General features: G+C 38.2%; 9 protein-coding genes. 7 read left to right on the plus strand and 2 right to left on the minus strand.

All coding sequences use genetic code 11. The annotated features are described in order from the left end of the window. Positions 1 to 75: 75 nt before the first annotated feature. Complete coding sequence (locus DWX73_RS06275; protein WP_118347914.1) at positions 76 to 1359, plus strand: L-cysteine desulfidase family protein; 1284 nt, start codon at positions 76 to 78, stop codon at positions 1357 to 1359. Positions 1360 to 1408: 49 nt separating this feature from the next. Further along, positions 1409 to 2278 (plus strand): AAA family ATPase, encoded by an 870-nt coding sequence (locus DWX73_RS06280; RefSeq protein ID WP_118347916.1) that lies wholly within the window; start codon positions 1409 to 1411, stop codon positions 2276 to 2278. Positions 2279 to 2404: 126 nt separating this feature from the next. Here the strand turns inward: DWX73_RS06280 and DWX73_RS06285 are convergent, their stop codons facing one another. Next, positions 2405 to 2620 carry a glutaredoxin gene (locus DWX73_RS06285; RefSeq protein WP_118347918.1) on the minus strand — a complete coding sequence of 72 codons (216 nt, stop codon included), beginning with the start codon at positions 2618 to 2620 and terminating at the stop codon, positions 2405 to 2407. A gap of 338 nt (positions 2621 to 2958) precedes the next feature. Here DWX73_RS06285 and DWX73_RS06290 point away from each other — a divergent pair, with 338 nt between their 5' ends. Then, positions 2959 to 4071: an ABC transporter ATP-binding protein gene (locus tag DWX73_RS06290; RefSeq protein ID WP_118347920.1), complete on the plus strand. Its 1113-nt coding sequence runs from the start codon at positions 2959 to 2961 to the stop codon at positions 4069 to 4071. Between the two features lie 81 nt (positions 4072 to 4152). On the opposite strand, the gene DWX73_RS06295 is transcribed toward DWX73_RS06290, so the two are convergent. Beyond that, complete coding sequence (locus tag DWX73_RS06295) at positions 4153 to 4533, minus strand: hypothetical protein (protein ID WP_118347922.1); 381 nt, start codon at positions 4531 to 4533, stop codon at positions 4153 to 4155. Between the two features lie 420 nt (positions 4534 to 4953). On the opposite strand from DWX73_RS06295, the gene DWX73_RS06300 reads away from it, so the two are divergent. The 4 genes from DWX73_RS06300 (at position 4954) to DWX73_RS06315 (ending at position 12461) form a co-directional block, all read left to right on the plus strand. Next, positions 4954 to 6159, plus strand: coding sequence for a hypothetical protein (locus DWX73_RS06300; RefSeq protein WP_118347924.1), 1206 nt, complete (start codon positions 4954 to 4956; stop codon positions 6157 to 6159). An 8-nt stretch (positions 6160 to 6167) separates the two neighbouring features. Next, positions 6168 to 8306: a hypothetical protein gene (locus tag DWX73_RS13930; protein ID WP_118347926.1), complete on the plus strand. Its 2139-nt coding sequence runs from the start codon at positions 6168 to 6170 to the stop codon at positions 8304 to 8306. A 384-nt stretch (positions 8307 to 8690) separates the two neighbouring features. Next, positions 8691 to 11282: a cation-translocating P-type ATPase gene (locus DWX73_RS06310; RefSeq protein WP_242996665.1), complete on the plus strand. Its 2592-nt coding sequence runs from the start codon at positions 8691 to 8693 to the stop codon at positions 11280 to 11282. 3 nt (positions 11283 to 11285) lie between these two features. Next, positions 11286 to 12461 carry an AI-2E family transporter gene (locus DWX73_RS06315; RefSeq protein ID WP_118347930.1) on the plus strand — a complete coding sequence of 392 codons (1176 nt, stop codon included), beginning with the start codon at positions 11286 to 11288 and terminating at the stop codon, positions 12459 to 12461. Positions 12462 to 12509: the final 48 nt, after the last annotated feature.

Below are 12509 nucleotides of genomic sequence, written 5' to 3' on the forward strand. Positions count from 1 at the left end.
GCTTCAAGAGAAAAAATCCTTTAGAATAGAATGTAGATAATACCAGTGATAATATCAGAGGAGGAACAAGAACGAATGGAAAAGACAGATAAGAGATATGGTACCTACGTCCAGATTTTGAAAGAAGAACTGATTCCGGCGATGGGATGTACAGAACCGATCGCATTGGCGTATGCGTCAGCAAAAGCGCGGGAAGTACTTGGTGCGATGCCGGAAAAAGTACTGCTTGAAGTAAGCGGAAGTATTATTAAGAATGTCAAATCAGTAATCGTGCCGAATACTGACGGCTTAAAAGGAATTCCGGCAGCAGCGACAGCGGGGATTGTAGCAGGAAAAGCGGAAAAAGAGCTGGAAGTCATTTCTGTTGTGACAGCAGATGAGATTGCAACAATGAAACAGTTTCTGGAAGAAGTACCGATTCAGGTAAAACATGTTGATAACGGGCTGACATTTGAAATTATCGTAACAGTATATAATGGGGATTCCTATGCGAAAGTTAGAATCGCTAACTATCACACAAATATTGTTCTGATCGAGAAAGACGGAGAAAAACTGCTTGAAATTCCGGTAAAAGGCGAGAACGAGGAAGGGTTGGCAGACCGTTCACTTCTTAATATGGAAGGAATCTGGGATTTTGTAAATTCTGTGGAAATTGAAGATATTAAAGAAGTGATCGGACGGCAGATTGAGTATAATACAGCAATTTCAGAAGAAGGACTTCGGGGTAACTATGGAGCTAATATCGGAAGCGTTCTTCTTGATATGGAAGGAAATAATATCCGCACAAGGGCGAAAGCAAAGGCAGCGGCAGGATCTGATGCGAGAATGAATGGATGTGAACTTCCGGTTATTATCAACTCCGGCAGTGGAAATCAGGGAATGACATGTTCTCTTCCGGTCATTGAATATGCAAAAGAATTAAAAGCAAGTGAAGAGCAGCTTTATCGTGCTTTGGTGCTGTCTAATCTTGTGGCAATTCACCAGAAGACAGGAATTGGCCGTCTGAGTGCGTATTGTGGCGCTGTATGTGCAGGGGCAGCAGCTGGAACAGGAATTGCCTATCTGTGCGGAGGCGGATTTGAAGAAGTGACTCATACAGTGGTAAATGCACTTGCGATTACATCAGGAATTGTATGTGACGGAGCGAAAGCTTCCTGCGCAGCAAAGATTGCATCTGCAGTTGATGCCGGAATTCTTGGATATAATATGTACATCCGCGGACAGCAGTTCTATGCGGGCGACGGAATTGTAACAAAAGGAGCTGATGAAACAATCCGCAATGTAGGACGTCTCGGAAAAGAAGGTATGAAAGAGACAAACGAAGAGATTATCGATATTATGGTAGGCGGAATGTGTTAATCATTTATAGCATATTGGTTAATAGCACGCTTTTTTAGGAGGAAAAGGCATGTTGTATTTGTCATGCTTTGAATTTCCTGATATTGAGCAAGAGTATGATTTTATTTTTCGCCAGAAGAAGACTTGCTATGACACATATTATCCATTTCAGATTTTATCAAAACATCAATTTCGCAGAATTGATTTCGAACCGATGACAATTCTGTATGGTGGAAATGGCTCCGGAAAGACAACGGCGCTTAATGTGATCGGAGAAAAGCTGGGACTGCATAGAGATTCTTTGTACAATCGTTCTAGTTTTTTTGAAGATTATATTCAGATGTGCGGTATGAAGTTAGAGCGGCGGGTTCCAAAAGACAGTGCAATCATTACAAGTGACGATGTATTTGACTTTATGCTGAATCTTCGCAGCATTAACGAAGGCATAGACAGAAAACGTGAAGAATTATTTGCAGAGTATCTGCAGGCAAAATATAACCATTTTCAGATGAAGTCTTTAGATGATTACGAGCAGTTAAAGAAAGTAAATGCGGCAAGAAGCAGTACACAGTCAAAATATATTAGAAAAACGTTGTCAGACAATGTAAGAGAACACTCCAATGGGGAAAGTGCGTTTCTTTATTTTTCAGAAAAGATTAAAGAAAATGGACTTTATTTGCTGGATGAGCCGGAAAATAGTCTGTCACCGGCAAAACAGCAGGAGCTTTTACGTTTTTTAGAAGATTCTGTGAGATTCTTTGGATGTCAATTCATAATTGCAACACATTCTCCGTTTCTTCTTTCGATGCGGGGAGCAAAAATCTATGATCTGGATGAAGAAATCGTTGATGTAAAACGGTGGAGTGAGCTTGAAAATGTGCGGGCATATTATGAGTTTTTTAAGAAACATGAAGAGGCATTTGCGGATAAAAAGAAGTAAATGCCTGTTTTGAATGTAAAAATATTAAATAAGTATCAGGAACATATTAGGAAAATACAAAAAAGAACGTCTGTAAAATCAGGTTTATATGCCTGGATTTTACAGACGTTTTTCATTTTCTTTGAATTATCTTAAATCGTCAAGATTTTCCGGAAGACCAAACAGAATCTGCTCGCCTTTATTGACAACGATACAAGGAAGACCGACACGATTGTTTTCTTTGATAGCATCAAACTCAGGTCTTGTATCACGATATGCAAGAAATTGCTTCAATGGAAGCATACCGGAAGAAATATCGACAGTAACAAAGTTAATGCCTGCTTCGGAAAGAGCCTCTTTCACTGGTGGACATCCCGGTCAATGTGAACTTGAAAATAAAACGATTTTTTTCATGAAGAAAACCTCCTTTATAGATAGAATAAATAAATCTTGTACAACTATATACGGATTCTATCATAAAGTGGTGAGAAATACAAATAAAAAACAACAAGCCAAGTAATGTAAATTTATCAGACAAAAAATGTTCTTTGGCATCTTGTACAGAATTGAAAAAAAAGTTTGTGCAAGTAGAGTATGGCGTATTTTTGCAATATTCTATATACTAAGGACAACGAGAAAAGATATGCGTGAATGATTGTATTAATAATTATGGAAAAAGATTTTTAGGAGGAAACACTGAAATGGCAAGTTTATCATTAAAACACATTAACAAGACATATCCGAACGGATTTGAAGCTGTTAAAGACTTCAACCTTGAGATTGAAGATAAAGAATTCATCATCTTCGTAGGACCATCAGGATGTGGTAAATCAACTACACTTCGTATGATCGCTGGTCTGGAAGAAATTACATCCGGTGAATTAAAGATCGGAGATAAAGTAGTTAACGATGTAGAACCAAAAGACAGAGATATCGCGATGGTATTCCAGAACTACGCTCTGTATCCTCATATGACAGTATATGACAACATGGCTTTCGGTCTTAAATTAAGAAAAGTTCCGAAAGATGAGATTGATAAAATGGTTCATGAAGCAGCAAGAATCCTTGACCTGGAACCATTATTAGATCGTAAACCAAAAGCTTTATCAGGTGGACAGAGACAGCGTGTTGCTATGGGACGTGCTATCGTTCGTAGCCCGAAAGTATTCCTTATGGATGAGCCGCTTTCTAACCTTGATGCTAAGTTAAGAGGTCAGATGCGTATCGAGATTTCTAAATTACATCAGAGATTAGGTACAACAATCATCTATGTAACACATGACCAGGTAGAGGCTATGACACTTGGTACAAGAATCGTAGTTATGAGTGCTGGTATTGTTCAGCAGGTAGATACACCTAAAGCATTATATGATACACCATGTAACTTATTCGTAGCCGGATTCATCGGATCACCACAGATGAACTTCTTAGATGCTACATGTAAAGTAAATGGCGGTAAAGTAAGTCTTCAGGTTGGAGCTGCAAACATTGCACTTCCAGATGCAAAAGGTAAGAAATTAATCGAAGGTGGATACGAAGGAAAGACAGTTGTACTTGGTATTCGTCCGGAAGACGTACATGATGAGGCTGATTTCATTGCTAAATCTCCAGATACATGTATCGAAGCTACAATCCGTGTATACGAGATGTTAGGTGCAGAAGCAAACTTATACTTCGATTACGAAGGAGCTAACATGACAGCTCGCGTTGAGCCAAGAACACCAGCAAGACCTGGCGATACAGTGAAGTTTGCATTTGACGCAGATAAGATCCATGTATTTGATAAAGAAACAGAGATGACAATCACAAACTAATCTGATTTGTGAGAAAGATACAGAAGCTGTTGTTTTGCAATAATAGATTGTAAAGCAGCAGCTTTGTTTTGTTTCTTACTGTTAAAATTTCTTATATCTTAGTATATTGTCCCAGTTTTCTGGAAATCCCATGGCATTTAATAATTGTTCTTTTGAAAGGTGCGGACATTTTTTCAAAACATTGTCAATGACATGCAGCAGAGTGTGCTTGAATTTTTTGAAATCTTCATTATCAATTAAATATCTTAGTGCAAGCATGACGGCAAACAGATCATTTTTTCCACCTGTATATTGACCGTTTTTCTGTGGGATGTTTAAAAAGATTTTATATCCGCCAATCAAAGAATAGTAACCTAATTTCTCTAATATTTCTTTAGCGTATGCCGAATTGGAAATCGTTAGTTGCTTCTCTTTTTTCAGTTTATTTAATTGTTGCTCGTAGGTAAAAAACTGTTTCGACATAGCTGCTCTCCTTTAAATATTTTGTGATATAGAAAAGGGAGCCCACGCATGGACTCCCCGGGCTGTGGGCATCTCGAGGTTCCACAGCACAACCACTACAGATACTATATAGAAAAAACTTAGAAAAGTCAATCTATTTTGTAGTGATTTAATATGTAATATATGTGATATAGAAAAAAATATTCATAAGTCTGTTATGGAGCAAAAGAGAAATTAGCTGTCAATGATACTGCTCGTGTGCGGAGAATCTTTTTTATATAAAGTGGCGAAAACATATTTCGATATGTAGAGGAATTTTCAACTTTATTCCGCTATAAAACAGACACATTTTTAACTTGAAAAAAATTACGGGGGGGGGGTATACTTGAATTGGTATGGAAAAAGATACCATTTTCAAACAGAGGAAAGGAGAATAAGAAAATGTGGAAGATGAAAAACCTGTATAAAAAAGCAGGTGCATTCTTTCTTGCAACTGTACTTGTTGCAAGCATGGCATCTCCAATTTCTGCATCGGCTGAAGGTGAAACAGAAAAGGAAGAGACAGCAGTACAGACGGTTGTACAAAGCGAAGCAGAAGAGAGAGTAACTGAGGATAAAAATGAGACAACCTCAAAAGATAGTTATGATGTGACAAACCCAGTGATTGAAAGAATCGTTTTTGATCAGAAAGGCGAAACATTAAATCCTGGCGATACTGTCCGAGTTGTAGTAGAAGCATATGATGCGGATAGCGGAATTCAAAGTATAGAAGCTAGATTAGGTTTATTAGAACCAAAGACGCAAAGCTATGAGTTTCATATACTGAATTTTGTGAAGAAAGATGATACGAATTATTATGAGGCTACATATGAATTGCCAAAAAATACTGGATATACAGAAGGTAGACTTGAAAGTATCAAAGTGACAGACAATGCTGGAAATGAGAGTAAAGATGACAACTTAAATGATATGTATTCGTTTTCTATTAATGGGGTAGAGTCTGCGCCATTAAAAGTTATTGATTTTGAATTAAATAAGAATCAAGAGACTTTAAAAGTAAATGATGAAGTTTTGGTTTCTTTTTCATTAACAGGAGATCTTGAAGGAATAGATTTGAGTTTGCATTCTTTAGATGTTGTATTTGAAAGAGAAGACCAGCAAGATGTTAGAACTTATAGGGCAGATTATAGTGAAACAGAAAAGAAATTTCAGGCATTATTTAGAATCAGTTCTGATATGAGTGGGGCAAGATGGAATTTTAAAGAAATCACACATAGATGGAATGGTGTGATTCAGTCTCAAGATGTTACTTCCATTCAGAACTGTTGGTTTGAAGTGGAAGAATATGTGGAACCGGAACAACCTCAAGAAGATACAATCAAGCCACAAATCACATCTTTTGAGATGTCGCATAATGGTGAAGTAGTAAAACCTGGTGATACCGTCACATTTACAGTGAAAGCAACAGATAATAATGCGATAGATCCTAATAAGGCATATGTGTACATGCGTGCAGCAGTTACGGATATTACTGAGAGTGGAAAATATGTTTATTTGACTTATGATGAAGAGAAGGATGCATATGTAGCGAATTCCAGATCACAGAAGAAACATATCCGTGTGAATGGTATTGCCAATTTCTTATAATAGGAGATATGTCCGGAAATATAGCTGATACGGAGACTGAAGATGATAAAAATAATCCATTTTATTATGTCTTAGTAAAGAATGGAGATTCATTTGTAAATCCAACAAGAGATGTGAGAATTCGTTTATATTATCAATTGAATAATGGAGAGTGGTATTCTGGAAATGATTTAGAGGTAAAAATGGAGCGGAGATCTACATTAAAAGAATGTGGAATAAAACTTCCGGTGCCAGAAGACTCATACAAGGATTTGAAATTTGTTGGATGGGTAGATGAGAAAGGTCAGCCATTTACAGAAGATACAGAAATTATTTCCGATTCATATATTGATTTACATGCAAAATATGATCGTGCAGCAATTCCGTTTGAATATTGGTATTACGATGAAGCGGGCAAGAATGTGTGTGAGAAAAAGATGAAAGTTTTTCCGGCAGATGTGTCAGGAGAACAGATAGAGAATTGGGCAGTATCTCAGCCGGCTCCTAGTAAAATGTACCAAGGTTCAACATTCAAAGGTTGGAAGGTAGATCTTGAAGGAAGAAATATGGAAGATATTTACTGGCCAATTTTTGTAGAGGCAGAATATGAACAAAAAATCGTATCGGTTACTTATGGATATTTGAATAATAAAAATGAATGGGTAGAAGTAGAAAACGCGATACCGGTTGCAAAAGATGCTACTCGTGAAGAATTGGAAGCAGAGTTTAAAAAATTTAGACCATCTGATGGCTCTGAGTCAGTAAAGTTTAAAGAGTGGCAAGTATGGGGCTCTGCAGGATTATATCCGGATAGTTTAAGCGGTTATATGAATTTACAGGCAACTTATGAAGATGTAAAAACAGTTTCAGTGGATAAGTTTTATTATGATAAAGCCGGACGATATACGAAAGAAACAGTATGTAAAGTTGTTCCAAGAGATACAACATACGAAGATATTGAAAAACTTGTAAAAAGTGAACCAAAACCTACGGTATACAAAGATTTACGATTTGTAGGATGGTACGCAGGAACGAATGGTTCGGGAGTATTAGAAAGAGAACATGAAAGCATCATCGCTACCGCAGAATATGAAAACTGTATGATTGGTTTTTATGTATATGATAATGTAGATGATTGGCAAAATGCAGCGAATGTTTACCATCAGGCAGATAACAAAGATAAGGCATACTCATTCCAAGTTGTAGAAAAAGGCGAGGTAATTACCCTTCCGAGCCAGGTGGGAGAATATAAGAATTTAGTATATGAGACAAGTGATCTTTATGCTGGAGGACAGTACACAGTTACTTTAAATCGTAATTTCATTATCTTAGATACAAAATCTGTAGTGGAATCAGAGAAACCGGTAGAGCCGGAGAAACCAGTGGATCCAGAAAAACCGGTAGAACCGGAAAAACCAGTGGATCCGGAGAAACCGGTAGAACCGGAAAAACCAGTAGAGCCAGAGAAACCGGTAGAACCAGAAAAACCACAGAAACCGGCAGTAGAACTTCCGGAAGAAGTTGTGACAGAGCAGGTAAATAAGCTTAACAATGGTGAAAGTGTTCAAATTGATATGGATCAGGCAACAGTAGTTCCGAAAGAAATTTTGGAAGCTGCGAAAGGCAAGGACGTTACAGTAGAATTAAACATGGGTGATTACACATGGACAATTAATGGAAAAGATATCAAAGCAAACGATCTGAAAGATATCAATCTAGAAGTAACGGTAAATTCCAATGCAATCCCAAGCAAAACAGTGCAGGCGCTTGCAGGAAATGATCCAACCTGTCAGCTTTCATTGACACACAATGGTCCATTTGGATTTAAGGCAGATCTGACAGTCAATGTAGGAGAAGAACACAGCGGAAAGTTCGGTAACTTATATTATTATGACAGCGATGGAAAGCTGGTATACAGAAACTCCGGAAAAATTGATGAAAACGGTAATGTTACTGTATCGTTTGACCATGCTTCCGATTATGTTATCGTAATGAAAGATAAGAAAATGTCACAGTCTGATGTTCCGTCAAGTTTAAGACCAAATAATCAAGGCGGAAATGAAGCAGTAGCGACTGGAGATACGGCTCCGATCTTTGGATTTGTATTACTCGCAGTTCTTTCTATGGCAGCAATTGTTCTTGTAATGAGAAGAAAAAAAGCAAGATAACTATCAGTGACAGCATATAAAAGCTCTCGCTCTTCGGAGCGGGAGCTAAAATATTCTTGACAAACTTTAAAATTGAGGTTATATTACTGTGTAGATAAAAGGGAGTAACTAACATTCCGGAAGATTCGTGGAATGTTTGCGATGTCGTCAATACGATGAATAGATCATCCGTATCGTAATGAAATAGTGAGACTTTTATTGTACTGTTTTAGTGCAATAAAGGTCTTTTTTTATAAGGTAAGATCAGAAGAAGTGATGCAGATTCTGAACTGCCGGGAAAAAGACCTTGCACTAAAGCGTAAAAACTGTAATGGCAGTCAATACTAAAAAAAGAAATGGAGGACATGGATATGCAGGAATGGTATCAAAAAAAATGTCGACGATGTGCGGAAAACATTAAATGGACACAGTAATCCGCTGACATCACAGGAAGCGAAGCAGCATCAGGAAAAATACGGCAAGAACGAACTTCAGGAAGGAAAGAAGAAAAGCGTTTTCCAGATTTTCCTGGAACAGTACAAAGATTTTCTCGTTATTATTTTGATTATTGCAGCAATCGTTTCCGGATTCTTAGGAGATTTTGAGAGTGCAATTGTAATTCTGATCGTAATTACAATGAATGCGATTCTTGGTACGGTTCAGACCGTGAAAGCAGAACAGTCACTGCAGAGCCTGAAGAAGCTGTCAGCGCCTGAAGCAAAAGTAGTAAGAGACGGCACAGCAATTAAAGTTCCGGCATCAGAAGTTACTGTAGGTGATGAAGTAATGCTGGAAGCCGGAGATTATGTACCGGCAGATGGACGTATTCTTGTAAATGCAAGTTTAAAGATTGACGAGAGTGCGCTGACTGGAGAAAGTTTACCGGTAGAAAAAGATGACAGTGTGCTTACAAGCGAAGTACCGTTAGGTGACAGAGTGAATATGGTATTTTCAGGAAGTTTTGTCACATATGGTCGTGGATCCTTTATTGTAACAGAAACAGGTATGAATACAGAGGTAGGAAAGATCGCAGGTCTTCTTGAGACAGCGGCAGAGAAGAAAACACCGCTTCAGGTAAGCCTTGATGATTTCGGTAAGAAGCTTTCTATCGCGATTCTTGTATTCTGTGGATTATTATTTGGAATGAACGTACTTCGCGGTAATCCGATCGGAGATTCTTTCTTATTTGCAGTTGCACTTGCAGTAGCAGCAATTCCGGAAGCGCTCAGTTCTATCGTTACAATCGTACTTTCTTTCGGTACACAGAAGATGGCGAAGGAACATGCGATTATTCGTAAGCTGCAGGCAGTGGAAGGACTTGGAAGTGTGTCTATTATCTGTTCTGATAAAACAGGTACTCTGACACAGAATAAGATGACAGTTGAGAAATACTATGTACATGGAAGTGTTGTTGAGGCAGATGCAATCGATATGAAAGATGATCTGACAAAACGCCTTATGAATTACAGTATTTTATGTAATGATGCCACAGTAATTGATGGAGAAGAAATCGGAGATCCTACAGAAACAGCACTTGTTGCTCTTGGAAATAAATACGGTGTGGATGCACTTGTTCTCAGAGGAGAAAATTCAAGAGTTGCTGAAGTTCCGTTTGACAGTGACAGAAAACTGATGTCGACAGTTCATCCGAACTCAGAAAGCGGCAATACATTCTATATGATCACGAAGGGAGCCGTAGACGTACTTCTTGACAGAACAAACAGAATTATTGAGAAAGACGGTATTCGTGAGATTACAGAAGAAGATAAGAAAGCAATTGAAGAACAGAATCAGGCATTTTCAAGATCAGGACTTCGTGTACTTGCTTTTGCATACAAAGAAGTGTCTGAAGAGCTTGTGAAGAATGGTGTTTCTGTTAATGATGAATATGATTATACATTTGTAGGTCTGACAGCAATGATGGACCCGCCGCGTGTGGAATCTATGGCGGCTGTTGCAGAATGTAAGAAGGCAGGAATCCGCCCGATCATGATTACAGGTGACCATAAAGTTACAGCAGCAGCAATTGCAAAGAGAATCGGTATTCTGGAAAATGAATCTGAGGCATGCGAAGGCGCTGTGATCGATCCGATGTCAGATGAAGAACTGAAAGATTTTGTAGAAGGTATTTCTGTATATGCGAGAGTTTCACCGGAGCATAAGATCCGTATCGTAAAAGCATGGCAGGAAAAAGGAAATATTGTTGCTATGACAGGAGACGGTGTAAATGACGCGCCGGCTCTGAAGCAGGCAGATATCGGAGTTGCTATGGGTATTACAGGAAGTGAGGTTGCAAAAGATGCATCTTCTATGATCCTGACAGATGATAACTTCGCGACAATTGTAAAAGCAGTAGAAAACGGAAGAAATATTTACAAAAATATTAAGAGCGCTATTCAGTTCCTGTTATCAGGTAACTTTGGTGCGATCCTGACAGTATTATTTGCTTCTGTTGCAAACCTTCCAGTACCATTTAAAGCAGTCCATTTGTTATTTATTAACCTTCTGACAGATAGTCTTCCGGCAATTGCACTTGGACTTGAGCCGCACGTTGAGACAGTTATGGAAGAGAAACCTCGTCCGCATAATGAATCTATCTTAACAAAAGATTTCCTTGCAAAGATTGGAACAGAAGGATTTGTTGTAGGATTCCTGACAAGTATTGCATTCTTAATCGGTTTATCAAGAGGCGGTGCAGATCTTGGAGCAACAATGGCATTCGGTACATTGTGTACAGCAAGACTTGTACATGGATTTAACTGTAAATCAGATAAACCTGTTATCTTTAAGAAAGCATTCTGGAACAATATTTATTTAATCGGTGCATTTTTAATTGGACTTATCCTAATTTCAGGTGTATTATTAATTCCAGGGCTGAAGAATGTATTTGATGTAGTAACACTTAGCTGGACAGAATACGGTATGGTATGCGGTCTTGCAGTGCTTGTACTTCCAATCGTTCAGCTTCTGAAATGGATCATCAAGGGAAGGAAATAATGAATGAATTTTTCTAAGGAAAATATTAAGCAGATACGAAGTCTGATTGTCTTTACGTTGTTATTGCTGATCGGATTGTGGAAATATGAAGTTGTATTAGATATTCTTGGATTTGTGTGGGGAATTATATCGCCGTTTATTCTCGGAGGTGCGATTGCATTTATTCTGAATGTACCGATGAATTTTATTCAGAAGAATTTGTTTGAAAAGAATAAGTATTTTCAGACTGAAAAAGGAAAGAAACTGCGGGATAAACTGGAAAATACAGTCAGTCTTGTCATTACAATCTTTTTGGTAATCAGTATTTTAGCAGTTGTGATCTTTGTCGTTGTGCCTCAGCTTGGTAAGACATTTGTAACACTAAAGCGCAATATAGAAGTATTTATCCCAAAGATTATGGCAGATATTGCAACGTTATTTGAAAATAACCCGCAGATTCTGGGAGAGCTGAATGGACTTCAGTTAGATTGGAAGCAGCTGAACTGGGATAATATTCTGACAACGATTATCGACTTTTTCCGTCATGGTGCAGGAAGTGTGCTTGGAAGCACTTATCAGGCAGCAAAGGGAATTGTAAGCGGTATGGCAACATTCTTCATTGCATTTGTATTTGCATGTTATATTCTTCTTCAGAAAAAGAAATTAGCAGTACAGATTCGGAAAGTGATGTATGCATATCTAAAGACAGAGCAGGTAGAGAAGATTTTGGATGTTTGTTCATTGACTTACAAAACATTTTCCAGCTTCTTAACCGGTCAGTGTATGGAAGCCGTTATTCTTGGAACGATGTTTTTTGTAACAATGGGACTTTTAAAGTTTCCATATGCACTGCTTGTAGGTATGCTGATTGCGGTAACAGCGCTTGTTCCGATCTTTGGAGCATTTATCGGCTGTGCAGTCGGAGTGTTTCTGATCGTGATGGTCAGTCCGGTAAAGGCATTGGCATTTATCGTATTATTCCTTGTTCTGCAGCAGATTGAAGGGAATCTGATCTATCCGCATGTAGTTGGAAATTCAGTCGGACTTCCGTCCATGTGGGTGCTTGTAGCAGTTACACTTGGAAGCAGTTTAATGGGAATTGTGGGAATGCTCGTATTTATTCCGATTACTTCTGTTATTTACAGTCTGCTTCGCAGAAGTGTGTATGCACGTTTGGAGCAAAAGAAAATTAAGTTATAAATGAAAACCGTTCGTCATATAGTTTGGAGAAAACAATATGGCGGGCGG

Source organism: Coprococcus sp. AF21-14LB (assembly GCF_003458885.1).
In the GTDB taxonomy this organism is placed as follows: Bacteria; Bacillota; Clostridia; order Lachnospirales; family Lachnospiraceae; genus UBA9414.

Coding starts and splice junctions, on each gene's coding strand:
- DWX73_RS06275 (WP_118347914.1), top strand. CDS start 76: ATGGAAAAGACAGATAAGAGATATGGTACCTACGTCCAGATTTTGAAA.
- DWX73_RS06280 (WP_118347916.1), top strand. CDS start 1,409: ATGTTGTATTTGTCATGCTTTGAATTTCCTGATATTGAGCAAGAGTAT.
- DWX73_RS06290 (WP_118347920.1), top strand. CDS start 2,959: ATGGCAAGTTTATCATTAAAACACATTAACAAGACATATCCGAACGGA.
- DWX73_RS06295 (WP_118347922.1), bottom strand. CDS start 4,533: ATGTCGAAACAGTTTTTTACCTACGAGCAACAATTAAATAAACTGAAA.
- DWX73_RS06300 (WP_118347924.1), top strand. CDS start 4,954: ATGTGGAAGATGAAAAACCTGTATAAAAAAGCAGGTGCATTCTTTCTT.
- DWX73_RS13930 (WP_118347926.1), top strand. CDS start 6,168: ATGTCCGGAAATATAGCTGATACGGAGACTGAAGATGATAAAAATAAT.
- DWX73_RS06315 (WP_118347930.1), top strand. CDS start 11,286: ATGAATTTTTCTAAGGAAAATATTAAGCAGATACGAAGTCTGATTGTC.